The following is a 23,383-nucleotide window of genomic DNA, read 5'->3' on the forward strand; positions in this document are numbered from 1 at the left end:
CGGGATTTCGCACCAGCGACCGGCTGGCAAAAGTATTCCGTCGATTCATCGGCCAGTCACCAACCGAGGTGAGACGACGGGTATGAGTACAGGACTCGCCTGTCCCACTCGTTGGGCGAGGTCCAATCGCGCCGCGAAGAGCGCTTGCGCCGTTCCATCGGTATGGCGAGGCGATGCGGAGACCGTCCGGTTTTTCGGCCCAACACACGGTTAGATGATTTGGTTGCCTGAACAACCTGGCAGGACGGCAATGTGCGAGCTTTGCAAGCGGCGCCACGATCTGCCCGGTCCCGCGGCCTTTGTAGATAGCCGACAAATTCATCGTCAACGACTCCCCGCCGAATCTCGGATTCGTCCAGCGCCGTATGCGCAACGATGGTGGTGTTCGCTGTGTGAGGAGCCTGTCGCAGCGCGCGGGGGGGCGATGCATACCCGCGCGGGCCCTCTCCAAAAGACCGACCCTCACGTCTGGCGGCTTGCACATCGGCCGCGGGAGCCGCGCCAGCCAGCTCGCATTCACCAAGGTCATCCCGCATTTTACGGGCCGGCATGCGAGTCGAGCCATTGCCCTGCCTGTGCCACCTTCGACACGGCTTGGCTGACCCGGTCGCTGAAGGTATTCCGCAGGCACGAGTCGTCGGCGGCAGTTGAATCGAGCAGACGCCGGGCAAGCGCGACCTCTTCGGTGAGCAGACCATACAACCCGGCGACCGCCCGTTCTCGGGCCCGCGCCTGCTGCTCAAGCAGGCACCGGGCCGTGAATGCGTGCCCGGCGCGGCACCTAAAGCGGATCAGCCGATCGTCTCGCACTTCAAAAAGCGCACTGCTGCAATCGGCACAGCTCAGCCCGGAAGGCACGCTAAGTTTCGCAAACTGCGACCAGTCGGCCAGGTTCAACTCGCCCGCCGCCATACGCGTTTCGACTTCGATAAGCGGGTTGGCATCTGCCCCTTGTGAACCGACGTCGTCACTCGCCAGATTTACGAGAATCGCGCCCATTTCCGACAACGTGCAGCAATGGTCGACGCAAACGTGAGCGTGCGCGCTCCGAGGCATCGACGGAGCGACGGATTCGGCATGATCCTGCACTATCGCAATGCCACCGCGGTCCTTGACGGCTATGAGACCGGCCGTACCGTCGTCCAAGTGTCCCGTCAGGATCACACCTACGACCGCCGCCCCGTATGAGCTCGCGGCGGACCTGAATAGGGGATCGACAGCGGGACGAACGTGATTCTCTCGCGGTCCCCGCGAAAGGCAGACGTATCCGGGTTGCACGAGCATATGCATGTCCGGGGGCGCCACGTAGACCTTGCCGCTCTGGATGATCTCCATGTTCCGTGGGTGTGCAGCAGGCAAACATCCCGCCCTGCCAAGGATGCGCGGTAGTCCGCCCAGGCTACTGGCACTGATGTGCTGTGCGACAAACACCGGAGCCGGGAAATTGGCGGGCAGCTGTGCAATCAAGGCCGAGATAGCCGCGATCCCACCTTCCGATGCGCCGATGACAAAAATACGTCCCGTCATGATCCGCCTCAAACTTAGCGACCGTAGCGAACATCATCGGGTCGAAGCCGGACACGGCATTGACATGTGTCAAGGTTCGTGCGACAGGCAGTTCTCCGTTCTATGGAGGAAGTCGGACGCGTTGTTTGTTCACCGATAACAGGCGCATACGAGGACGAGTTTCTTCACATGCTTCTTCTCGCTACAGATCTATTCGAGGGATCAAGTTCCTGCTTTCTGCGCAGTTGCGAACTCCTCATCGTCCCAACGCGATGTCTGAATGAACGCGAACCTTTGGCATAACCGCCTACTTGGCTATTCGCGACGTTCACGGTATCGGCTTGCGTACAACAGACCGGTGGATCTTCGCGCACCTTCAATTGCAAATGGAAGCGTTCGAGTGGCTGGTAGCGGACCGCCACCCTCGACGTGCATGACCGGCTGCTGTGGATCGACTTCTGTCGGATGCAGTCGGGCCGACGACAGCATCTGTGGTCGGCTCACCGTCGGACCGTATGCGGGCCATAAGCAGTCGATGACCCACACGATTGCACGGACATTTGAGCGTCAAGTCCCCACCTGGCTACGGACCTTCGCGCGCCGACCGTTCGACGGACAACGGTCAAGCGGGAATGCGTTCGCCAGCATAACGCCCATGGTGGTGCTCAACGGAACGAGAGTGCTAACAATCGGGCTCCCGTTTCGACGAAAACCCGATCGATGCAGCGCAGAAGATTGGGGCTGCGGTAGTGCTCGATCAGAATCGGCTCGCGCCGGGACGAGAATACTTCGAGCCGGGTGACATAGCCGGCGTCCGTCGCGGTGACAGCCAGACTACAGCGTGTGACTTCGTGGGCGAAACGAAGGAGCGTCAGAAGTGCCTGTGCGGCCGCTGATTCGATCTCCGGCGTCTTTTCGAGGCCGATGCAGGCGACGTCCATTCCAAGGCCCATACATCCTCAAAGGTTCAACTTCGCTGAATGGACTTCCTGAGTCAGTGTGTCCCTTACAGTAACGGTAAGCAACACCTATTTCATACTGGCCCTGAATACGGTTCGCAAGGTGAAACGGAATGCTGGCGCGGTACCGCTCAGGGGCGTTGCCGACCAGCCAGCAGGTTATTAAAATTGGACAATGCCCGGAACACAAAGCAGTGTTGTCATGGTGAGCGCTTCATGATCAGAGTCGGAATAAGCAGAAGCACACGCGGTCGTACGCGCTGGAATCCGGAGCGTTCTGGAGGTTGCGCATGACATCGAGATCGCGGGCGAGGCGTCCGACGGGGATGGCGCGCTGGATCTCGTGCGAACGGCGTCGCCCGCCGTGCTGACGCTGGGTCTCGCCATGCAGGGCGTAAGCGGGACGCACCTTATCCGGGAAATCAGGCAGACAGGCCAGATGTCGAGGATTGTTGTTGTTACGAGGTCTTCGAAAGCGAACGTTGCCAGGCTATGTTTTGCGGCAGGGGCCTCAGGTTTTGTCGTCAAGACCAGCTCCGCACACGAACTGCTTGCAGCTGTGCGAAAGGTCGCCTCAGGCGGCATTTATGTGAACCTCGAAGCAGCTGACGAGCCGATGCTTGACGCGGTGGCTGAGGGCAGCTTGCCACATGAGCGGCTGACGCCCACGGAAGTCCACATTTTCCTGCGTATCGCATGCGGCCAGACCGTGAGCGAAATCGCGCGAACTCTGGGCATAAGCCCGAAAACCGCAAGCACCCATCGCACAAATATCATAGGGAAAATGGGGCTCCATAGCGACGTCGATCTGGTCCGTTACGCGGTCGTCTACAAGCTTGTTCCCGATGACGATCCTGAGCAGAGGGCCGCTGCGGGTCGTGGCTCGTGACTTGCCGCATTATCCGCCAGGCGTGGGGGAACCCGGGCACTACACGGGCCGGATGTTTGTACATCGGACTACTCTGTGAGGCGATCGGTGTCGCCGTACCGGCTGACGCGCCCGCTGCCTCATATTTGGCGTGGCCGGTGGGAAGGCTTCATGCTCCCTTCGCGCCGCGCGGTTGATCGCGCGACCGACATCTGCATCGCACTGCAGCGAGAAGTGCAGGCCACTGAGGCTGTTGGCGATGCGCCTGGAGGGCTCGTCTTCTGGATGATCGCGCCCGTTCCGCAATCGAGACTGGTTCGAATCTTCATCCGGTTAGTAGGGCAACACCCGCTGGGATTAGAGTCTGCCGTTGGGTTCATTCAGGCGGATCGAATTCTACCTTGAGCGTGCCGTTGACGATCGCCTGCTTGAACCTGGCATGGTCGGCCTCGTTCTGGTCGGCATACAGGACCGAGAACACGGCGATGGCCTTGTCGAACTCATCGCTCTTTCCCAGATATCCGCTGATGATGGACGGATCGCCAGAGCGGGCATGAGACAGCGCAAGCGATTGTCCGCACCAGTCGGCGAAGCCCATCATTTCGACCTTGCCGAACGTCTCGACAGCGGGCTTGATTTTGACGTCCCGCAACTGGCGCACGTAATAGTCCCACCCTTGCTCCCCCTTTGTCCAACCAAGAAACATATCGCTTGCGGGTTGCACCAGCCGATAGCCGTTGACGACACGTTGCCCGTGATTGCCGTAGACGCTCTTTCCCGCATAGGCTTCCAGCACCGAGGCGCGCGCTTCTTTGACCTGGAGGAAGAGCGGATCGCCCGCGCCGTCCATTAGCAGGACGACCCAGCAGCGGGTCCCGACGCTTCCTACCCCCACCACCTTGATCGCAGCATCCACGATCTTGAAACGGTCGATGAGAATCCGCTGAGCTGGCGTCAGGCTTTCCCGATAGCCGCTGAAGCCCTTCCTGATCGCAGACTCAAGGGTTCCGGGTTTCTCGCCTTGTGGATGGAAGATCGAGGGGCGTTCGTCCCTGATGAGCGCTGACCCACCCTTGCCGGAAGCGAGCTTCGGGAAAAGAACTTCCGCCATGCTGCTTGCACGCTCTTTCTCCACCCTCCTGATCACGCGGCGGCGCAGAGCCGGGTCGTCGATGGAAGCGATCAACGCTTCCGCCTCAATCGCGTGGTACCAGAGATCCAGTGATCTCATTTCGCTGAAGGTTGCCATGTTCTCGCGGTACGAGCGCACACAGGCGAGAACGGCATCCTTCGCGGTGGAGTCGCTTAGCCCGTTGTCACGGCAGGCAATCACGAAACTGGCCGCAAGACGCTTCAGGTCCCAATCCCACGGCGCAGGAAGGGTCTCGTCAAGATCGTTGATCGCGAAAATGATGTTGCGCTCCGCGGTCGCGAAGCCGCCAAAATTCATAAGGTGCGCGTCACCACAACACTGCACACGTATGCCGGGAGTCGGCAGCGAAGCGAGGTCATGCGCCATGTTCAGCGCGGCGCCTCGATAGAACGTGAATGGCGACTGAGCCATTCGTCCGTGTCGAAGCGGAACGAGTTCGGGCAGACGGCCCTCATTGGCTTGCTGGACAAGATAGACGGGGTCGGGACGATCGACAGTGCACTTCCACGTGCCGTGCAAATCGCGCGAACAGTCTCCGCGGAGCTGTTTCCCGAGCGCGCGCCGCTCCAGCCGCGAGGGAAAATGCGTCGCGGTGCCATCCTTAGCCTCGCTCAACAGGATCTGATCCATGACCGGCCCCGCCTGCGCTCTCCAGTTGATTAACAATGGCACGGGGCCAGTGCTCGAGATTGACGCACGTCAAGCGAACAGTAGAGCGAACAGCCGGAAGCGCAACGAAAAGGAACCAGCGACGGATGGCGCGATGTGTACCTGGGAATACAGGGACACTGGAGAACTAGGACCAAAATCCGAAAGGACGACGCCAGGGCGATGGCAGTAATACGCTAAAAGCTGACACCGGACTGTCGCATCGTCGAGTGTCGGCAACGGGTCGCAAGCCGACTCTCCTGAACTGGAACGGTCATGCGTGCGTCTCCGCTAGCCGCTAGCCGCTAGCCGCTAGCCGCTACCCGCTTCCCACATATCGTCCGCGTGAACTATAAAGACAGCTGACGCGCGGAGGCCGCCATGTGGATATGCACCGGCTGTCGGATGATGGTGACGCTGCAGGTCGCCTTGCCAGAGATGGACGAGGAGGGCGTTTATTTTATCTGCCCGGTCTGTCGCCGCCGCAATCCCTTGGTGGCCCTTCCTCGCATGGATCCAGACGATCCCCTGGAACTCGAGCAGCCCCCGCCTGTACGGCGCTGACCGCGCCTGTGTCAGCGGCGCGAACTGCGGGAACCTGTGAAAGCGCGATTTGAGCGGCTCGCAAGAGCCGCCCGTCGCCGCCATCGGCCAGCGTCTCCGCTAGCCACTTATTCGCCTCCGTCTGTCACTTGTCGCCGCTGCCAAGTTCGCTGTGCTTGTGCGAATGCGTGGCACCGTGCACAAGTTCATAGACAGCGCCTTTGCCGGTGCGTGTCGGCGGGAAATGCTCGCCCTCGACGCATGTCACTTCGAACGCTGCCTTGCTGTCGCCTTCGTGCACAACCTTGTAAATCCCGGACGTTTTGACGATCTCACCGGGCTTGTGCTGCTCTGCCATGACCTGCCTCCCTTCGTTGGTTGTCTGCAAAAGGGGCCAGCAAGCCCGATGCCCGATGGGCTCGGAAGCCCATCAACCGTCGCGGTTCAATGTCCGATAGGCGTTGTAGTGACGGATTGCCTGGGTCTGCTGGCCCAGTTCCTCATGGATGCGCGCCGCGTTAAAGTGCGCGTCGGCAAAGTCGTGCTTCAGTTCAATGCTGTGCCGGTAGGCAATGAGCGCCTGTTCGAGGCGGCCGGCGTCTTCCAGCGCAACGCCGAGATTGAAGTGCAGCAGGTGGTGCTCTGGATTTTCCAGCAAGGCTTTACGCCAGACCTCGATGGCCTCGTCGTAGCGGCCACTCTCGGACAGCAGGCATCCGAGGTTCAGGTAGGCGTCCAGATAGGTCCGGTCCGACTCAATGGCGCGCCGGTAGCCGGTTTCAGCGCCCTCCAGATCGCCTACGGCTTCCTTCGCGGCCGCGTCCGCAAATTCGTCCGGCGCGCGACGCTTTAGAAGCTCGGTGACGTTGCCCGAAACGTCGCCGGCGGGCGTCGGCTCGAAGGCCAGCAGCAACTGGCCAGTCTCGGCGTCCCACGGCCCGTCGCGGTCTTGCACTGCCACGTCGGCGCCCACAGCCGTGATCCGGATAGCCGTCAGGTCCTTGCCGGGCGACCAGGTCGCGCGCAGGTTTTCCAGTGCTCGCACGATCTTGCGCGGCGGAATACCCGCCTTTCGCAACGAATGGGCGGTGCGCAACATGACGACGTCGCGAAAAGAAAACAGCGTCTCCCTGCCGCGGCCGCGCGCCGGTTGGACGAAGCCGCCCGCGACGAGTTGCGTTATGACGGTTCGCGAGACGCCCAGCATCCGCTGCACGTCCCGCATGCGAAAACGTTCCTCGCGGGTCATGCTATTTGCGGGTTCCCGTCTTGCGCGCCGGCGCGGGCGCGTCGGCGGTCGTAGTGCGGCGTGCCGACTTCCGCTGCTTCGGCGCGGCCGGCTCGGTGACAGCGGCGGCATCGGGTTTTTGCTTCACCGCCCCACCTTGTCCCTTCAGGCTCGCCCGTAGAGCCTCGACGAGGTCGATGATCTCCGCGCCCTCGGGCTGCGCGGCGGGCTGCAGGGTGATCTTCTTTCCCGCGATTTTCTGGTCTATCGCGGCGAGCAGGCGCTCCTTTTCCTCATCCTTGAACTGCGTCGGGTCATACGAATCGACGCGGTACTGCTCGATAAGCTGTTCGGCGAGCTTCAGTTCCGCCGGCTGCACCGCCGGCTTGTCAATGCCGATCGCAGACTGTGCCCGTACCTCGTCAGCGTATAAAAGCTGCTGGAGGATGAGCCCGTCCGGTCCGGCACGCACCTGTGCGACGTTCTGTTTTCCCTTCATCACGAACTTGGCGAGCGCGCAGGTTCCGGTTTCGGTCATCGCCTGTGCGAGTAGCTGGTACGGCTTCGCGCCGCGCTTGTCGGGGCCGAGATAGTAAGCCTTGTCAAAATAGATCGGATCAATCGCGTCGGCCGGAAGGAAGGCGACAATGTCGATGCTGTGACTGGCGGTCGCCTCGAAGGCCTCGAGCTCAGACGGCTCGAAGACGACGTACTTGTCCTTCTCGAACTCGTATCCTTTGACGGTATCCGAGCGCTCGATGACGGCCTGATGGGCGGGGCAGTAGAGCTGCTGACGCACCCGCGCGCCGCAATCCTTGTGCAGCATGTTAAAGCTGACGGCAGACTTGGATTCCGTTGCCGAGAACATGCGGCAAGGAATCGACACAAGCCCGAAGCTGATCGTCATCGAGGCAATCGAACGCGGAGCGGCCATGGCTTTCTCCCGTTGGCAGGCGCTCCGGTAGCAGCAATTTCCCGGCCAGCGCGCCTGGCTGGAACAGTCAGTGCGACGCCGTAGATTTCGGGAGGTGCAGCAGGTGGCGCGTAGAACGAGAGTAGCCGATCAGGCGGCCCAGAGCCAGGTGGACAGCCTGCCGGACATCATCCGGCCGCAACTTGCTACGCTCGTCGATCGCCCGCCAGTCGGCCCAAACTGGTCATACGAGATCAAGTTCGACGGGTATCGAATGCTCTGCCGCATCGACAACGGCGTCGTGACATTGTTCACCCGCAACGGACACGACTGGACTGACAGGATGCCCGCGCTCGCCGAAGCATTTGCCCGGCTGCCCGTCCGCCAGGCGTGGATCGACGGCGAGGTGGTGGCGCTCAACAAGGCCGACATTCCGGACTTTTCGGCGCTGCAGAATGCGTTCGCCCGGCGACGCACCGCCGGCCTGACGTTTTTCGCTTTCGACATGATGTATCTCGATGGCCGCGACCTTCGGCAAGCGACACTTGGCGACCGGCGGGCCGCGTTGCAGCAGTTGCTTGCCACCGTCGACGACGCACACATACGGCTTAGCAACACGTTCACCGAGGGCGTCGAGTCCTTGCTCGATTCCGCCTGCCGGATGGGCCTCGAAGGGCTCATAGGCAAGCGTGTTGACCGTCCCTATACGGAGGGCCGTTCGCCCGCCTGGATCAAGGTCAAGTGCCTCAAACGCCAGGAGTTCGTCGTCGGCGGTATTAGCAGAACGGCAGGCGCGGATACAGGCATTCGTTCGTTGTTGCTCGGCGTGTACGAGCGTGACGGCTCTTTCCGCTACGCAGGCTCGGTCAAGGCTACGTTGCGACCCACGCAGATGCGCGAGTTGCACGCGCGTCTGGAGCCAGTTGACGAGCCGCCTTTTTTTAACCCGCCGAAGCCTGAGCGCGGCCGCGCCCTCGTCTGGATGCGGCCACAAGTAGTCGTCGAAGTATCGTTCCTCGAATGGACATCGGCTGGGGAGATCCGTCACGGCGTCCTGAAGGCTCTTCGCGAGGACAAGGAGGCGGGGGAAGTCCAAGAAGAGAAGCCGGTTCCCGCATCAGCGACAAGTAGCCGTCGTGCGGAAGGCTCTGGCGTGCGCGGACAGACAATCACCAACGCCTCGCGCATCGTTGATCCATCGACGGGTTTCACGAAAGCGGATGTCGTTCGATACTTCGATGCCGTCGCTGATTACCTTTTGCCGCACATCAAGGACAGACCACTGATGATAGTGCGTGCGCCTGATGGCATCGCGGGCGAAATGTTTTATCAGAAACACGCGGAAGGGCAGCGCCTGAAAGCGGTTACGCAGTTGCCGCCGTCGATGCACCCTGGTCATGCGCAGCTACTGGTGGCGAATACGCGAGAAGCACTGCTTGAGCTTGCCCAACTCAACACGATCGAAATTCACGCGTGGAACGCGACCGCACCAGATCTCAACCATCCTGACCGCTTCATACTCGACCTCGATCCCGATCCGCAACTCGGCTGGAGCGTGATGGTTGAAGCCGCCACGCTTACGCGGGTCGTGCTGGACGAACTAGGACTTCGGTCGCACTGCAAGACCAGCGGAGGGAAGGGCGTGCATATCATCGTGCCGCTTGCACCGGTCCATACGTGGGAGGAGGTTAAGGGATTCAGTCACGCGATTGCGCGACATCTTGCGAAGATCATTCCGCAACGTTTTTCGGCGGTATCAGGTCCGAGAAATCGGATCGGAAAGATCTTCGTGGATTATCTGCGAAACGGGAAAGGCGCGACAACGGCGATCGCCTTGTCGCCGCGTGCGAGGCCCGGCCTTCCGGTGTCGATGCCCGTCCGGTGGGACGATTTGTCAAAACTCCGCGGCGCATCCGATTGGAATGTCAAGAATGGCATCGAGGAGGCCAGGCTGCGGTCAAGCGACAGCGTTGCTGCGCCCGAACAGGAAATAACCGAGAGAATGCGGCGATCTGTTCGCGCGGCCGGTTGAGCGTCAGTCGGTGCGTCGCCCATCCGCCCACAAAAGCGCCCATTCGCACCGTCAGTTGGAACACGCGTGCATCCGCGATACTCACCGGACGGCCTTTCGTTTTTAAATGCCTCACGTCCATTGACGATGTCCAATGCGCAGCCTAGATGACACTGAAGCTGATCAGAGTGCTGGCGTTCTTCGTCACAAACACACCGGGCTTCACTACGCGGGGAATGCCACCCTCGAAGTCGACAGAGGGCTGAGAGGCAAGGACCTGCGCCTTGACGGTCACAATGCACATATAAAAGCCGATTGGCCAGTCGAATTCCCAGGGAAGCGGTTTGGGAGGCCGTGATCCCGGCACGAAGCCCACCTGGTAGAGTCCCGGCACCCGGGGCGCCAATTCGCTTTGATTTGACGGCCCGACGTCTAAGAGGTTACCCCCGGGCTCCAACTCAACGTTGAGCGAAAATGCGTTGGTCAGGGTATTGAAGTCGTCTACTGGGAAATCGAACGAGAAATCCATTGCCGATAGTTCGGGCACTGGAATTCCGTCATTCGTGACGAACAGAAATGTGGTGACTCTGTTGAGCTTAAAGAATGTACTCGCGGCTATCTGCAGGCACATGGTCCCATCCCCACACAGAGACATCTTGTAAAGCTTAGGAAGTCGCCGAGCTAAAATCAATGGGGGCCGCGCGTGCTCCGGATTAAAAAATGCACCCGACGTCTCGCACGTTATTCATCGCTAGTGCGCTCGATTTGTAGCCGATCGGGTGAGGTCGCCAACGGCCGCTTATCGGCACAGGGACGTGTCATTGCCAATCGCGCAACGTTCCCGTCGATTGCACACCGATTTGCGGAGTTGGCGCGCACCGCAGACGCGGAGTCATCTCGGTCGCCAGATGCGCGGCCCGACAAGTGGCGTCACCCGCCAGAATTCACCGTCTCGCGATGCGGTCGCATAGAGCGTGCGAAACGCGCCCAGCATGACGAGCGTGGAACCACTCGTACTCGTGTATTTGAAGCCCATTCTGATGAGGGCTTCAGTGCAATAACGGCGGCGGAGCGTTGCATAGATCTTTGGTTCTCGTCGACGCATATGTTTCGTCTCTGCTGTGAAGGATGGCCCACCTTCGTTTTACAGCAGACCGCAGCATGTCAAGCGTCGCGCTAGTGATGCGATAAGGTGCCGGGAGTGTAAAAGCGCGCGGCACCCGGTTAGCGTCTCATGGCTGCCGCTGTCGCAACACCCAGTCACGGACCTGGGCGCGCGAACTGTACTTCGGTTCCTTCAGCCACGCCTCAAAAACCCTCGCGCCGATCTTGCCATTCACAATCGTTGAGGTCGAATTCCTCTTCAATCCGGTCGGGGTCGTCGTCGCGAAGGTGCGCGAAAACCAGATCGTTGCCGTTCCACCACGCGATACATACGTCGTCGAGTTCTGCGACTGTTCCGGGCGGAAGGTCGCGCAGCAGCATACCCACTTGCAATTTGAACGCCCAGACCGCGACGTCGTCATCCTCTGTCCGATGGGACATTCCCTTTAAGGCAGCCTTGCTATTTTGCCCAGTTTCGTCGGCAGGCTTCCACGCCGACAGATACCCGTACTTCGCCCAAAGGAAAGCGAGACTGCCCACGTCATTTTCGGACAGGCCCGAGTAAGTACAGAAGTGCTCGAAATCTTCGAGCGGTGTATGGCCGTGCGCGCTCTTCAGATCGCCAATCATCTCAAGCAATATGGCAATGCCTTTCTCTGGATCTTTGAAACACATGGGATGCCTCCTTCTGGACAAGGTCTGGGCAGCATGAGTCGTTCCACCAGCACACGCTCAATGTACCATTCGCCATGCGCGGTCGATCGCCGAAAACACGATCGGTACGAAGTCGTGGCCTTCAAACGAAACCGGCCTGTCGTCGTTGGGGTAGGAGAGGGCGGCAGGCGCGCAGATCATCTGCAGCAGACGCGTGCTGAACAATCCGCCCGCGCGGACCTCCGTCAACACCTCTTCTTCGATCTGGTGGATCAGCTTCCACGTCAGGACGCCCTTGCTGCGGTGCCGCGCAACTACGTCCGGAAGCGCCGCCTCGACGGCGGCCTGCGCATCGAACAGCACGTTGTAGTTTTCCATCGATCTTTTCTCTCCGTTGAGTTCAGTGAAAATTCCGGCTTGCCGTCGGCAGTTCGCCTAGCAGGTGCGATACGTCGACGAGCCGTTGTGCAACGAGATGCTTTACATCGCCCTGACGTTGCCACACGCCGTAGACCGCGAGCAGTGATGAGCCGAGCGCTTCACGTCGCTGCCGTTCGAGTACCGACTGCCAGACGATGATGTTGACGGACCCTGTCTCGTCCTCGAGCGTCATGAACATTACGCCGTTAGCCGTGCCGGGGCGCTGACGTACGGTGACGATGCCGCAAGCCCGCGCGAGCTGGCCGTCGCGATATCGCGCGAGCGCTTCGGCGGGCATCAGGCGCATCGATAGCAGCTTCTTGCGCAGCAGGGCGAGAGGATGGCGTCCGAGCGTCAGGCCGGTCGAACGGTAGTCGGCGATCAGGTCCTGGCCTTCCGTGGGTGCCGTCAGCGCCGGCGCTTCCTCACTCCGCGACGTCGCACGCAACAGGTCCTTCTCCGGAACGGCTGCGACGGCTTCCCATAGCGCCTGCCGCCGGTCGCCCGCGAGTGGCTTCATCGCGTTTGCAGCCGCGAGTACCTGCAGGTCATGGCGGTCGAGCTGTGCGCGGTTTGCGAGATCCGCGATATCACGGAACGGCATCACCGCACGCGCCGCTTCGATGCGCCGCGCGGTTTCCTCACGCATGCCGCGGATCATGGACATGCCGAGACGCACAGGGACCATGCTGCCGTCGCCTTCCATCGTTGAGTCCCAGTCACTGACAGTCACGTCTACGGGCAGCACGCCGACTCCGTGGCGCTTCGCATCCTGAACCAGTTGCGACGGTGAATAGAAGCCCATTGGCTGGCTGTTGAGCATTGCGCACAGGAACGCGGCTGGCTCATGCCGTTTGAGCCAGCAGCTGGCGTAGACGAGCAGCGCGAAGCTCGCCGCGTGGCTCTCTGGAAACCCGTATTCGGCGAAGCCCTGGATTTGCGCAAAGATCGACTCGGCGAACTCACGGTCATAGCCGCGCTGGAGCATCCCTTCAACGATGCGGTCGTGATAGTGCTGCAATCCGCCCTTGCGCTTCCAGGCCGCCATCGCGCGGCGAAGCTGGTCGGCCTCGCCGCCACTAAAGCCCGCAGCCAGCATCGCCACCTGCATGACCTGCTCCTGGAAGATCGGCACGCCGAGCGTGCGCTTGAGCGCCTTTTCAACTTCCGGACTCGGATAACTGACGGGTTCGAGCCCCTGCCGCCGGCGAAGGTACGGATGAACGGCTCCCCCTTGAATAGGTCCAGGTCGAACAAGTGCAACTTCGATAACCAGATCGTAGAACTCGCGCGGCTTCAGACGCGGCAGCATGCTCATCTGTGCGCGCGACTCGATCTGGAACACGCCAACAGTGTCAGCCGCGCAGATCATGTCGTAGGTTGCCTCATCCTCCGGCGGGATGTCCTGCAACTCGAAGGGCTCGCCGCGCTGCTGCGAGACCAGTTCGAGCGTGCGGCTGATGGCCGACAGCATGCCGAGCGCGAGTACGTCGATTTTCAGGAGGCCGAGCGCTTCAAGATCGTCCTTGTCCCACTGGATCACGGAGCGGTCCGGCATTGATGCGTTCTCGATTGGCACGAGACGCGAGAGCTTGCCACGCGCGATCACGAAACCTCCCGTGTGTTGAGACAGGTGGCGCGGAAAGCCGAGCAGCGTCGCGGCGAGCGTCGCCCACTGCTGGATCATCGGCGTGTCCGGATCGAGGCCGCTAGCAATAAACCGATTTATCAGATCGGCGCTCGAATCGAACCAGTGATGCTCCTTTGCGACCCGGTCAACGATGACGGGGTCGATTCCGAGCGCCTTCCCTGAATCGCGGATGGCCGAGCGCGGACGGTAGGTGGTGACGGCCGCCGCAAGGGCTGCGCGCGTGCGCGTGTACTTCCTGTAAATGTACTGGATAACCTCTTCTCTGCGCTGGTGAGCGAAGTCCACGTCGATGTCCGGCGGTTCTGCCCTCTCTTTCGAGATGAACCGTTCGAACAGCATGCTGCTGCGCGCGGGGTCCACCTCGGTGACACCCAGGCAGTAGCAAACGGCCGAGTTCGCCGCCGAGCCGCGACCCTGACAGAGGATGCCTTCGTTGCGCGCGAAACGAACAATGTCATAGACCGTCAGAAAGTACGGCTCGTACTTCAATTCGGCGATAAGCGACAGTTCGTGCTCGATCTGCGTCTGCACGTTGTGCGGGATGCCGCGCGGGTAGCGGCGATGAGCGCCCAGATAGGTTTCGCGCCGCAGGTAAGCGGTCGGCGTGATGCCGGGTGGCACGAGTTCATCGGGATACTCGTAACGAAGCTCGTCGAGCCTGAACGTGCAGCGCGACGCGATGCTTAGCGTCTGCGCGAGCGCATCCGGCGGATAGACATTGGCCAACCGCAGTCGCGAGCGAAGATGCTGCTCCGCGTTCGGTGCCAGTTCGAATCCGCATTCGGTCACGGGGCGGTTCAGGCGGATTGCCGTCAGCGTGTCCTGCAGCGGTTTGCGCGAGCGCACATGCATCAGCACCTGGCCAGTCGCCACGACGTTCAGCCTGTGCCTTTCTGCGACGTCGTAGACGGTATTCCGATGCAGGTCATCGAGCGCGCGAGCGTGCAGGGTTAGCCCCATCCAGCAACGATCGGTGCCGAACGTCTGCGCCGCCCATTGCGCCTGTGCGTCGAGGCGCGAGTCCTTAGCGGGGAAATCGGGCGTCAGGATGATCAGACAGTCCGGTAGCGCGCGCAGATGTGTGTACGGCGGATCGGGATGATCGAGATCGTGCGGATACACGACATACGTGCCCTTGGCTGAGCGTGTGCGCGCGAGCGTGATCAGTTCGGACAGGTTGCCGTAGCCATCGCGGTTCTGCGCGATCGCGGTGAAGGCTAGCGCAGGTGAGCCGTCCGCATTCGTGACGCGAAAGTGCGCACCAACGAGCAATTTGATGCCCGCTTCCTTTGCCGCGACGTGCGCGCGCACGATGCCCGCCAGCGAGCATTCGTCGGTGATTGCAATTGCATCGTACCCAAGCTGCGCCGCGCGCGTCGCCAGTTCCTCGGCGTGCGAAGCACCCTGCAGGAATGTGAAGTTGGATGCGCACTGCAATTCGGCATAGCCGGGCAGGCCGAACGAAGCGGGCAGCATGACTTATCCGAACAGGCCATGCAGGTACCAGCGTGGCTCGTCCTCATCGACGGCGCCAATCCGCTCGCGATAGATCCAGTAGCAGATGTGGTCGTCGGACTCGGCGACGAAGTAGTCGCGCGTCACCGGCTCCCCCTGGAACCAGCCTGCCTCGACGCGCTCGCCGGATGACACGGTGCGCAATGGCGAGCCGTAAAACGGTCGCTCGCCGCGCATCAGCAGCTTGATCGGCGACTCCAGCAACCATGCGGGGCGGGGGGTGTCCGTCGCCGGCGCGACGTACTTTGTCTTGTCCGTGACGGGCACCCAGCGCGCGGCGACTTCGGGCCGGTGGTCGGCTACCGGCGCGGGCTTCAGCACGTTCTCCGGGCCAAGGCGGGCGACCAACAGTTCAAGTAGTCGCGCGTGATCAGCAGCGGTGCCGCCCGGCTCCGGAAACAGTGAGTCCGACGCCGGCTCTGCCTCTTTCACTTCCTGTACGACGAGCTGCAACGCGATGACGGCCGCGGCGAGTATGACGCGGCCCAGCCGTTCTTTTAGCAGGCGCATCAGGTGATCCTCGCGCCACGTTGGCTCGGCGAGCGCCACCTCGATCGTTGTCGGTGCAATCGCTTCGCGGCCGCGCTCATGTTCGAGCAGCAGCGCGATGCGCGTGACGGCAAGCTGCCTCTGCGACAGCCAGCCTGTTAGCTGGACAACGAGCCGGCGGGCCGCAAAGAGACACGCTTCTGCGTGCTCGATGCGATCGGGCAGTTCGACGCGCGCCTGGAAAGTCGGCGGCGTTTCATACCATTCGTACACTTCTGGTGCCACTCCGTTGGCGCGGTCCAGCACATCGAGCAGTGCCGTACCGCATCGTTTTTTCAGTCCTGCACGGGGCAGTCGCATCAGTTGCCCGACCGTCTCGCAGCCGATACCCGTCAGCCACTCGCGATGACGTCGAGCGGGTGTAGGCAGGCTGACCGGCAATCCCGCGAGGGCGCGCGACAGCGAGGAGTGCGACAGCGCAACGCCGCCGCGATACCGCGCAAGGAGCCATGCCGCCTGTCCCGTTGGTGCGACGCTGATCGTGGCCGTCAGACCCATTGCGTCGACGACCCGGCGCGCCATGCGACGCATCGACCGGATGCCGCCAAACAGTCGCAGACTCGCTGAGACGTCGACGAGCACCGTGCTTTCCTCGGCGATCACGACCTGTGGTGACAGGTTCAGCAGACCTGTGGCCATGTCGCGCACCGCGTTGACTTCGGCCGCACTGTCGCGCTCCTGCATGACGGTCGCCGGCGCGAGCGTCAGGACGCCGCCGCGCCGCATGCCGATGCAGACCCCGGCTGCGCGCGCGCACGGGTCGGCGGCAATGACGCGCTCCTTTTCGAGCACGGCAAGACCTGCGCCGTCATCGGGCTCATGCAACCACTTCGGCCGGAACACTTCGAGGCACAACAACGGGAGATGGACGCCTATCCACAATTGCATTGCGTTTTACGTTCAGGATTGGAGAGGGCGTCAGGGCGACGAACAGCGGTTCATCGCGGGCGGGGCCGCGGCGCTTTAGAAACTGGACATCGACGCCGCCTTTGGCCGCACGGACCGCAAGGCGCAACGGGGCAGGCGAGGCGTCACGTGTCGTCGCGAGCGGTCGCACCATGAAAAAGAGCGACTCGGACGTTTGCGCGGCCAGATGCAGTCGCCGCACCGCCTCGGGCCGCACATGCTGCTGCCAGAATACGAGCGCGCCACAGGTGCCCGCACGCAAAATCTGCTCGGCAGCCCACAGCGCGTCGGCCGTCTTCGGCGCTTTCACCATCATCAGATTGGACGGATCCAGGCCCCACCATGCGAACGCGGTCGGCTGGACGTTGTGCGGCGGCTGCAGGAGTACGACCGGTTTCGATCCAATGCGCTCGAAGGCGGGGCGCAAAAGACGCAGTTCGCCGCAACCGGTCTGCTGGACAAGCAGATCGGTCAGCGCACCGCGTGGCCAGCCGCCGCCGGGCAATTCCGCTGCAAGTGCATCATCGCCGCAAGGGACGACCCGCGATGCAGCGCGGGCCAACTGGTTTCCTGTCCAGAGGTCGGGGTGTATCGCTTCGGGTAGCATGACGGCGCTCATGACTCTCCCCATAAAACACTGTATAAAAACACAGTATAGCCTGGTAAGGCGACGGTTACATTGTCCTTTTTGAGGGGACACTGTTGCGCAGTGTCCGCATCGACGCATCACCACGCGTCGGGTGCGGTAGCATTCGACCGCAGCCCCTTTTAAGTCTCCTATGGCCAGACCCATACCGTTCGCGCGAACCAGCCAGGCCGCCCGCGCACGCCGCAATCGCGCACTGCTCCTGCCCATGCCGCGCGCAGAAGCCGATCGCCTGGCGCTTCAGGCTCACGTCGCGCTCGATGCAATGCGCCTGGGGCACGGCAGTGCTACAGCGGCGCAGACCCTCTGCCAGGTCATGATCCTCACCGGGTTGCTCGCAGAGGCGGGCTACGCAGAGGCGACGTTCGAGCAGATGCGGGAAGCGGAGGGCGTCATCTGCGCGGCGTTTGACCGCGGTCGCGAATCGGGCACCTGGCTACTGGAAAAAGAAGGGTTTCAGCAATTCGCTGTAATCGTCACCACTTACGACGCTCAGTTGCGACGGGCGCCGCTCGCCGTGATCGCAGACGCGAGTGACCGGCTCGAGCGCTTTCGCGGGGGCGACTCGTTCGAGCATCGCAAGCGCGCCTGACCGGACGCACGGCTAGCGCCGTCGGGACGTGCCGTGACGGTGTTTCCGGGCGTGGCCAGAGACTGCGCTGCGCCGGGCAGGCGCGCGAGTATCGGGCGCACCGGACTTCAGCCACGCGGCGACGTCGGTCCGGACCTTGCCCACAAAGCCGATGGCTTCCCGAACCGCCTCTGCCGCCGACAACTGCTGCGCGATGTCGTCCGGCACTGCACCGCACAGCATCAGGACCGCCCGGCCAGCGACAAGGCGTTCCATCGTCGCGCTGCCGCGCGTAATCTTCAGACGGAAAGCGGGCTGATCTTCGGCGTTCGGGTCGTATGCAATATCAACCGACGAATCCGGCTCCGCTGCGTCTTGCCACAGGGTGTCCAGGTCAGGCGCTTCGCAGTTCGTCAGTTCCGCAGCCCTGTCGAATCCGTCATTCACCTTCACGACCGTGCGCCCGACCGGATCAATGAGATAAAAGTAGAACACGCCCGCCTCCTCGCCGCACACGTACACCCACGATAGCCCATCGAGGAGCAATTCGTCGGCCAGCTGGGTGGCGCCAGCCAGGAGCAATTCGCGTGCGTAAGGCGCCCGTTTATATGGGTCGGGAATGTTCAGGCCCACCTCGCGCGGGATGTTCTTTTTGTATCCCAAAATCTCGCGCATCGCGATGCGTTTGCAGGCACACTAGCGGCCTAGCCAAGCTTAACCATTCCATGGCCCGTCAGATCACCCCGACACCGGAGCAGCAAGCGATCGTCGATGCCGTCGTGGGCGGCGGCAATCTGAAAATCAAGGCTTACGCGGGCGCTGGAAAGACATCCACCCTGCGGCTCGTCGCCGGGCGTCTTACCCACCGGCGCGGCACCTATCTGGCGTTCAACCGGCAGATTGCCGAACACGCGCGGCGCGGGTTTCCGCCGAACGTTGCGACGGGAACCGTGCATTCCCTCGCGTACCGCTCGGCTCCGCCCGCCCTGACTGCGCGAGTCGGACTGCCAGCGGAACCGCCGCATGAGCTCGCGGCGCGCTTCGGTCTGGGGCATCTTGAAGTCCCGCTCGTCACGGGCAAAACTGTAGAACTGGGCCCGTTCGAACTTGGCCGGATGATCGAAGATGGGCTCGGCCGGTTTTGCCGTTCGGCGGATGATGCCCCGCTGCCTGTCCACGTCCCCGTCGATGAAAAGATCGACGCAAGGGCCGCAGACTGGTTGCGAGACGGACTGGCGCCATACGTTAAACGCCTCTGGGGCGAGAGCACGGACCCGCGCGGCCGCAGCGCGATCATCCCGGATGTTTATCTGAAGGTCTGGGCGCAAGGCAACCCACGCATCGATGCGGACTTCATCCTGTTCGACGAGGCGCAAGACAGCGATGGCGTGATGCTCTGGCTACTGAACCGCCAGCGCCATGCCCAGATCGTCTACGTGGGCGACCCCTATCAGCAGATCTACGAATGGCGCGGGGCGATTAACGCAATGGCGCAGATCGATGCTCCAGTACAGGCGTTGACCGAATCTTTCCGGTTTGGTCCAACCTTCGCCGCGCTCGCGAGTCGACTGCTGGAAATGCTGGGCGAAACCGCGCCTGTTCGCGGGCAAAGCACTATCGGGTCGATCATGGTCGAGGATCCATCCATCGCGCCTCCCGTCGATGCGATCCTCTGCCGCAAGAACATATCGGCCATCTGGCATCTTGCGGCAGGCATCGAGTCAGGTCACAGACCGTCGATCCGGATGAGCGCCGCCGAAATCGTCGCGTACGCCGATGGTGCCGACATGCTGCTCGCGGGACGCCGGGCGTTCAGGCCGGCGGCGTTTTCCCTGTTTGAGACGTGGAAAGAAGCGCAGTCGTTCGCCCGCAGCGCGGCAGGTGCGGACCTGCTGCCCATCGTGCGCATCGTCGACGAACTCGGCACCGACTATCTGCGCTCGTTGGCGCAACGCCTCACCCCCGAGGCGGGCGCGGACTATGTAATCTCTACGGTCCACCGGGCGAAGGGCCTTGAGTGGAAGCGGGTCAAGGTCGTAAATGACTTCCTCTTCAAATACATTGATGGCCGTCTGAGTCTCGACGATGACGAACTCCGCCTCCTGTATGTTGCGTTCACTCGCGCACAACACGTTCTGGACTTGTCGGAACTGCGGGAAGAACTGTTGCGGATCTTCGCCGCAGGGCCCGTTACCGGTTAGCAGAGCGCGAGGTGCGCTTCGTGAAGCTCTGGCTTGCAGTGTGCGCATCTGCTCTCGACGCCAGAACGCAAAACAAGTTTGCGACCACAGGCTGTAGTCGACCGACAGGAGACAGTCGAGGAAATCCAAAGCGGACAACCGTGGATCAGCTGACATCTGATCCACTTATGCCACAATTGCCGCCAAATCTAGAGCTGAAGGCGAAGGGCTGGGCCGCCGCCAAGGCAAAGTATCGGTGAACCATGCTTAAACGCGACGTACAAGCGGTCTTGGATTCTTACTATGCAGAGGCGCTTGCCGTGGCCAAGCCCGGCTTTATTCAACATTTTCGCGAGCTGTCGGCGCCGTTTCTCCTTAGCGTATCTCAAGCTTACCTCGATGCGCCCGTCCGCGTGATGTTCATCGGGAAGGAAACTAACGGTTGGTGTGGCAAGCTGGGAGACTTCTACGAACGTTCTGACAGGATCGAGATCGCAAAAGCTCGCTACGAGAGTCAACACTCCCGTGGTACCGGTCGTAGTGAGTTGTTGCGGCAGTGGAAGCGGTTCGCTAATGCGTTCGCACGAGGCGATCGAGCGGCCGTTTGCTGGAACAATCTAATGAAGATGGACTGGTACCGACCGAAGCGCGGCTTCTCTCGAACGTCGATTGACCATTCCGCGCATTTGTTCAATTTCTCGGTGGCGGCCGTCCAGTTTGAGATCGAGCTGCTTAAGCCAGACCTAATCATCTTCGGTACCGGCCACGCGTACGATTGTGCTCTGAAAGCTGTCCTGCCGACCCGTCAGAATGTGAAGGTTGAGCCAAAGGCGCTTTGGCACTTCCAGTCAAATGGCATTGAGTGTTTTAGGACATTTCATCCAGGTGCGCGGGATAACCACGCCCCAAGACCAATCAGAGAGTACTACCAGGAGGTTATCGACACCGCGTCGAAGGCGTTTGCTGTGCGCCTATCGATGCCGAATGCTTCGCCATAGGCTGCCATTGTCGCAACATTCTTCCGCACGGTACGTACAGCGTACTGATGCTGTGTTGACGAGAGCCGGAACGCGGCGAATCGGTTACCCCTCATGTTCACGCGTCTTCTAGTCGCTTGAACAGCTCTTTGTGCTTAGAGTAGATAACGGCAAGTCGCGACCTATAGTCACCTTCCAAATATCCTTTCGTTCCCGCTAGCTTGCGGGCCGCCCGACACTCTGCCAGTCGTCCTTGGACAAGTTTTATCCGTACACGCTGCTTCATGACTTGTGCGAGGTAGTGGGGAGTCGGCCGGTCAATTGTCCGCGATTCACGGCCTTGTGTCGAATAACCGTTCTTGGGCGGTTTGACGCAGTGTCGGAGGCAATAGGCTTTCCGAAGCGCGGCCATTGAGCGGAGCGCGGACGACGCCTCCACTAGCGAAACTGGCGCGTCCTCGACGGGCCGCGCATGCCGGTTCCGGTCGCAAATTACATGGACTGTTCGGTCGCAGGGAAGCGGCAGTCGTCTTCTTCGTCCCCGTCGTCAGTTCGCCCGTAGATCCGCGGCCATGGCCACGCTTCAAGCGCCCACGCTGGCGGATGATCGACGAGTTCAAAGCCGTGTTCGCGCGGCTCATCAAAAATGTCGTCGGCCGTCTCTTCCATTATTTGCTGCATGTAGTCGACGTCACGAACGCTCATTGGATGCCACCGTTTGTGGTAGCGATCCCGCCCGGCGATCACTTTTCGCGCCGAAAGATCGATGACGATGCTGTGCGACATATACGGATCGCTCGCCCACAGCGACTCCCACCGACCGACGGCGTATCGAGGACGCCGGGGGCTGTTCATCGCAGCATTCTCGCGACGACGTCGCTTGCCGGCTTTCCGCCGTCGTGGTCGACGTAAAACGCGACCGAGCCGCCAACCACGTCGATAGAGCGGATGTGGATCGGTTGGTCGGAGGTGCCGGGCGGACGTGGACCGCGACCGCCGTGGCCCTTCAACTCCAGCGCGTTGTAGGTGATGGGGTAGTCGGTCAGTTGCGCGCCGGTTTGAACCACGAGCCGGATGCAGTCGTGACGCACGCCCGTCAGTTCATCGTCAATGATCCTGTTCAGGATCACGTCGATTGCCGTGGGAAGGTTTGTGCTTTCCGGCTGGGTCGGCTCATCAGCAACGAGATGAACGATCGCGCGCACAAGTCGCGAGGTCTTTGCGAGCACGATGCGGTAGCGCGTGGCGCGCGGCTCGCGGTTCTGCGCTGGATAGATGATGTCCCTGAAGGCGCCCTTGTAGATCATGACTGATACCCCGTATGTGTGGCCGCACCCCTGTACGGCTCACTCACCAGGCTACGCGTCGCTGGCCAAAGTCAAGGCGACGGTTCGCGCGACAGCCACGCAGTGTCGGCCGTCCGGCCGTCGTCATCGCCAAGCATTCGACCTTCCACACATCGGTGGGTGTCAAGGATGGTTTCCCGTAACCGCGTGGCCGTCCTGCGGCTCGACAGGCCCAACAGATTGCTCACCTGTTCGTTGGTCTTGCCTTCCAGCAGATGCCTGCGTCCATACGTGTTGCGTAGCAGCCGCGGGCTCTCGTCGGCGGCCGCCGCGCCGACGAGTCGCAGTACGGCCTGCACACACTTCCCCAGGGTGACCGGCTTCATCGACTTCCCGCTCGCCGTCGCGATGAACAACAGACCATCGCTGACGGGCTGCCCTGCACGCGCCTTCGCGTATGCGCGCAGCAGGTCGACTGCGAACGCGTCAACGGGCACGCGGCGCGCGATACGTGGCCCGCGTTTTTTTACGAACACGCTGGGTCGCGTGCCTACCTCAAGATCGCCAACGGTGAGCGCGGTGAGTTCAGCGGCAGTGATGCCGGTGCCAAGCAGCGCAGCGACGATTGCACGGTTGCGCATCTCCTTGAACGACTCGAAGTCCACTACGCGGCAAAGCTCCTGCAATCGCGCATCCTCATCCGGCCAAAGGAAAACCGGCACCGGCTCGTCTTCCGGCCAGTGTTCTTGCGGAAGCAGGCTTGCGGCCGGGTTGTCGGTGCGCAGGCCCAGCATAGAGAGGTGGCGCGAGAGCCGGTCCAGCAGCTTGAGGTAGCGCAGGCGCGTCGATGTTCCCGGCGCGCAGTCGCGATCCAGATCGGCGAAAAAGCCGTCGATATGGTCAGTGCCGAACTCCGTCACCGCGACGCCGTGGCTCGTCAGATAGCGATGGAAGCGGGCAAACATCGAGCGGTGCTGAACGATGGAGCGCTCGGCAAACGCACGCCTGTCCGCACCGGTGGCTTCTGCCTGCTGCCATTCAGCGTAGGCTGTTTCGGGATCGGACCGCCACAGATCGGCGTTCATAAAATGTATA

21 protein-coding genes and 1 pseudogene are annotated in these 23,383 nt (G+C 61.6%); 6 read left to right on the plus strand and 16 right to left on the minus strand.

The window, feature by feature from the left end; genetic code table 11:
* Window positions 1-537 precede the first annotated feature (537 nt).
* Complete coding sequence (locus tag H3V53_RS35195; protein WP_336601762.1) at window positions 538-1,527, minus strand: chemotaxis protein CheB; 990 nt, start codon at window positions 1,525-1,527, stop codon at window positions 538-540.
* A 644-nt stretch (window positions 1,528-2,171) separates the two neighbouring features.
* Window positions 2,172-2,459, minus strand: coding sequence for a hypothetical protein (locus H3V53_RS35200; protein WP_336601763.1), 288 nt, complete (start codon window positions 2,457-2,459; stop codon window positions 2,172-2,174).
* Between the two features lie 256 nt (window positions 2,460-2,715).
* On the opposite strand from H3V53_RS35200, the pseudogene H3V53_RS35205 reads away from it, so the two are divergent.
* Window positions 2,716-3,018 (plus strand): annotated as a pseudogene (locus tag H3V53_RS35205) (response regulator); the annotation flags it as partial.
* Window positions 3,019-3,081: 63 nt separating this feature from the next.
* Window positions 3,082-3,354: a helix-turn-helix domain-containing protein gene (locus tag H3V53_RS35210; RefSeq protein ID WP_336601792.1), complete on the plus strand. Its 273-nt coding sequence runs from the start codon at window positions 3,082-3,084 to the stop codon at window positions 3,352-3,354.
* Between the two features lie 355 nt (window positions 3,355-3,709).
* Here H3V53_RS35210 and H3V53_RS35215 read toward each other — a convergent pair whose 3' ends face one another.
* From H3V53_RS35215 to ku, 4 genes are all read right to left on the minus strand, one after another.
* Window positions 3,710-5,116 carry a DUF2252 domain-containing protein gene (locus H3V53_RS35215; protein WP_336601764.1) on the minus strand — a complete coding sequence of 469 codons (1,407 nt, stop codon included), beginning with the start codon at window positions 5,114-5,116 and terminating at the stop codon, window positions 3,710-3,712.
* A gap of 706 nt (window positions 5,117-5,822) precedes the next feature.
* Window positions 5,823-6,035, minus strand: a complete 213-nt coding sequence (locus tag H3V53_RS35220) for a hypothetical protein (protein WP_176112754.1) — start codon at window positions 6,033-6,035, stop codon at window positions 5,823-5,825.
* A gap of 72 nt (window positions 6,036-6,107) precedes the next feature.
* Entirely contained in the window at window positions 6,108-6,926 is an 819-nt protein-coding gene (locus tag H3V53_RS35225) for a tetratricopeptide repeat protein (protein WP_336601765.1), read from the minus strand.
* Between the two features lies 1 nt (window position 6,927).
* A complete protein-coding gene (gene ku, locus H3V53_RS35230; protein ID WP_336601766.1) occupies window positions 6,928-7,839 on the minus strand; it encodes a non-homologous end joining protein Ku in 912 nt (303 codons plus the stop codon).
* Between the two features lie 148 nt (window positions 7,840-7,987).
* Between ku and ligD the strand changes: the two genes are divergently transcribed.
* Window positions 7,988-9,850, plus strand: coding sequence for a DNA ligase D (gene ligD, locus H3V53_RS35235; protein ID WP_336601767.1), 1,863 nt, complete (start codon window positions 7,988-7,990; stop codon window positions 9,848-9,850).
* A gap of 142 nt (window positions 9,851-9,992) precedes the next feature.
* Here ligD and H3V53_RS35240 read toward each other — a convergent pair whose 3' ends face one another.
* The 6 genes from H3V53_RS35240 to imuA form a co-directional block, all read right to left on the minus strand.
* On the minus strand, window positions 9,993-10,460 hold the full coding sequence (locus H3V53_RS35240) for a hypothetical protein (protein WP_336601768.1): 468 nt from the start codon (window positions 10,458-10,460) through the stop codon (window positions 9,993-9,995).
* 677 nt (window positions 10,461-11,137) lie between these two features.
* Complete coding sequence (locus H3V53_RS35245) at window positions 11,138-11,608, minus strand: hypothetical protein (protein ID WP_336601769.1); 471 nt, start codon at window positions 11,606-11,608, stop codon at window positions 11,138-11,140.
* A 57-nt stretch (window positions 11,609-11,665) separates the two neighbouring features.
* Entirely contained in the window at window positions 11,666-11,965 is a 300-nt protein-coding gene (locus H3V53_RS35250) for a DUF2471 family protein (protein WP_336601770.1), read from the minus strand.
* Between the two features lie 22 nt (window positions 11,966-11,987).
* The gene (locus H3V53_RS35255; protein WP_336601771.1) at window positions 11,988-15,134 is read right to left on the minus strand and encodes an error-prone DNA polymerase; all 3,147 of its coding nucleotides are present in this window, start codon (window positions 15,132-15,134) and stop codon (window positions 11,988-11,990) included.
* Window positions 15,135-15,137: 3 nt separating this feature from the next.
* A complete protein-coding gene (locus H3V53_RS35260; RefSeq protein WP_336601772.1) occupies window positions 15,138-16,610 on the minus strand; it encodes a Y-family DNA polymerase in 1,473 nt (490 codons plus the stop codon).
* Entirely contained in the window at window positions 16,540-17,247 is a 708-nt protein-coding gene (gene imuA / locus H3V53_RS35265; RefSeq protein WP_336601773.1) for a translesion DNA synthesis-associated protein ImuA, read from the minus strand. Before imuA ends, H3V53_RS35260 begins: the two co-directional genes overlap by 71 nt.
* A gap of 160 nt (window positions 17,248-17,407) precedes the next feature.
* Here imuA and H3V53_RS35270 point away from each other — a divergent pair, with 160 nt between their 5' ends.
* Window positions 17,408-17,866 (plus strand): hypothetical protein, encoded by a 459-nt coding sequence (locus tag H3V53_RS35270; protein ID WP_336601774.1) that lies wholly within the window; start codon window positions 17,408-17,410, stop codon window positions 17,864-17,866.
* A 12-nt stretch (window positions 17,867-17,878) separates the two neighbouring features.
* Here the strand turns inward: H3V53_RS35270 and H3V53_RS35275 are convergent, their stop codons facing one another.
* Window positions 17,879-18,520, minus strand: coding sequence for a hypothetical protein (locus tag H3V53_RS35275; protein WP_336601775.1), 642 nt, complete (start codon window positions 18,518-18,520; stop codon window positions 17,879-17,881).
* A 50-nt stretch (window positions 18,521-18,570) separates the two neighbouring features.
* Here H3V53_RS35275 and H3V53_RS35280 point away from each other — a divergent pair, with 50 nt between their 5' ends.
* A complete protein-coding gene (locus H3V53_RS35280) occupies window positions 18,571-20,046 on the plus strand; it encodes an ATP-binding domain-containing protein (protein ID WP_336601776.1) in 1,476 nt (491 codons plus the stop codon).
* Window positions 20,047-20,288: 242 nt separating this feature from the next.
* Window positions 20,289-21,023, plus strand: coding sequence for a uracil-DNA glycosylase family protein (locus H3V53_RS35285; RefSeq protein ID WP_336601777.1), 735 nt, complete (start codon window positions 20,289-20,291; stop codon window positions 21,021-21,023).
* 471 nt (window positions 21,024-21,494) lie between these two features.
* Here the strand turns inward: H3V53_RS35285 and H3V53_RS35290 are convergent, their stop codons facing one another.
* The 3 genes from H3V53_RS35290 to H3V53_RS35300 form a co-directional block, all read right to left on the minus strand.
* On the minus strand, window positions 21,495-21,788 hold the full coding sequence (locus H3V53_RS35290) for a hypothetical protein (protein WP_336601778.1): 294 nt from the start codon (window positions 21,786-21,788) through the stop codon (window positions 21,495-21,497).
* Between the two features lie 65 nt (window positions 21,789-21,853).
* Window positions 21,854-22,309 (minus strand): hypothetical protein, encoded by a 456-nt coding sequence (locus H3V53_RS35295; protein ID WP_336601779.1) that lies wholly within the window; start codon window positions 22,307-22,309, stop codon window positions 21,854-21,856.
* Between the two features lie 71 nt (window positions 22,310-22,380).
* Window positions 22,381-23,373, minus strand: coding sequence for a tyrosine-type recombinase/integrase (locus tag H3V53_RS35300; protein ID WP_336601780.1), 993 nt, complete (start codon window positions 23,371-23,373; stop codon window positions 22,381-22,383).
* Window positions 23,374-23,383: the final 10 nt, after the last annotated feature.

This window comes from Paraburkholderia bengalensis (assembly GCF_037126505.1).
Classification (GTDB): domain Bacteria; phylum Pseudomonadota; class Gammaproteobacteria; order Burkholderiales; family Burkholderiaceae; genus Paraburkholderia; species Paraburkholderia bengalensis.

What these genes read in the sequence shown, in the direction of transcription:
- H3V53_RS35195 (WP_336601762.1), bottom strand. Translation starts at nt 1,527, where the DNA reads ATGACGGGACGTATTTTTGTCATCGGCGCATCGGAAGGTGGGATCGCG.
- H3V53_RS35200 (WP_336601763.1), bottom strand. Translation starts at nt 2,459, where the DNA reads ATGGGCCTTGGAATGGACGTCGCCTGCATCGGCCTCGAAAAGACGCCG.
- H3V53_RS35210 (WP_336601792.1), top strand. Translation starts at nt 3,082, where the DNA reads ATGCTTGACGCGGTGGCTGAGGGCAGCTTGCCACATGAGCGGCTGACG.
- H3V53_RS35215 (WP_336601764.1), bottom strand. Translation starts at nt 5,116, where the DNA reads ATGGATCAGATCCTGTTGAGCGAGGCTAAGGATGGCACCGCGACGCAT.
- H3V53_RS35220 (WP_176112754.1), bottom strand. Translation starts at nt 6,035, where the DNA reads ATGGCAGAGCAGCACAAGCCCGGTGAGATCGTCAAAACGTCCGGGATT.
- H3V53_RS35225 (WP_336601765.1), bottom strand. Translation starts at nt 6,926, where the DNA reads ATGACCCGCGAGGAACGTTTTCGCATGCGGGACGTGCAGCGGATGCTG.
- ku (WP_336601766.1), bottom strand. Translation starts at nt 7,839, where the DNA reads ATGGCCGCTCCGCGTTCGATTGCCTCGATGACGATCAGCTTCGGGCTT.
- H3V53_RS35240 (WP_336601768.1), bottom strand. Translation starts at nt 10,460, where the DNA reads ATGTGCCTGCAGATAGCCGCGAGTACATTCTTTAAGCTCAACAGAGTC.
- H3V53_RS35245 (WP_336601769.1), bottom strand. Translation starts at nt 11,608, where the DNA reads ATGTGTTTCAAAGATCCAGAGAAAGGCATTGCCATATTGCTTGAGATG.
- H3V53_RS35250 (WP_336601770.1), bottom strand. Translation starts at nt 11,965, where the DNA reads ATGGAAAACTACAACGTGCTGTTCGATGCGCAGGCCGCCGTCGAGGCG.
- H3V53_RS35255 (WP_336601771.1), bottom strand. Translation starts at nt 15,134, where the DNA reads ATGCTGCCCGCTTCGTTCGGCCTGCCCGGCTATGCCGAATTGCAGTGC.
- H3V53_RS35260 (WP_336601772.1), bottom strand. Translation starts at nt 16,610, where the DNA reads ATGCAATTGTGGATAGGCGTCCATCTCCCGTTGTTGTGCCTCGAAGTG.
- imuA (WP_336601773.1), bottom strand. Translation starts at nt 17,247, where the DNA reads ATGAGCGCCGTCATGCTACCCGAAGCGATACACCCCGACCTCTGGACA.
- H3V53_RS35270 (WP_336601774.1), top strand. Translation starts at nt 17,408, where the DNA reads ATGGCCAGACCCATACCGTTCGCGCGAACCAGCCAGGCCGCCCGCGCA.
- H3V53_RS35275 (WP_336601775.1), bottom strand. Translation starts at nt 18,520, where the DNA reads ATGCGCGAGATTTTGGGATACAAAAAGAACATCCCGCGCGAGGTGGGC.
- H3V53_RS35280 (WP_336601776.1), top strand. Translation starts at nt 18,571, where the DNA reads ATGGCCCGTCAGATCACCCCGACACCGGAGCAGCAAGCGATCGTCGAT.
- H3V53_RS35285 (WP_336601777.1), top strand. Translation starts at nt 20,289, where the DNA reads ATGCTTAAACGCGACGTACAAGCGGTCTTGGATTCTTACTATGCAGAG.
- H3V53_RS35290 (WP_336601778.1), bottom strand. Translation starts at nt 21,788, where the DNA reads ATGTCGCACAGCATCGTCATCGATCTTTCGGCGCGAAAAGTGATCGCC.
- H3V53_RS35295 (WP_336601779.1), bottom strand. Translation starts at nt 22,309, where the DNA reads ATGATCTACAAGGGCGCCTTCAGGGACATCATCTATCCAGCGCAGAAC.
- H3V53_RS35300 (WP_336601780.1), bottom strand. Translation starts at nt 23,373, where the DNA reads ATGAACGCCGATCTGTGGCGGTCCGATCCCGAAACAGCCTACGCTGAA.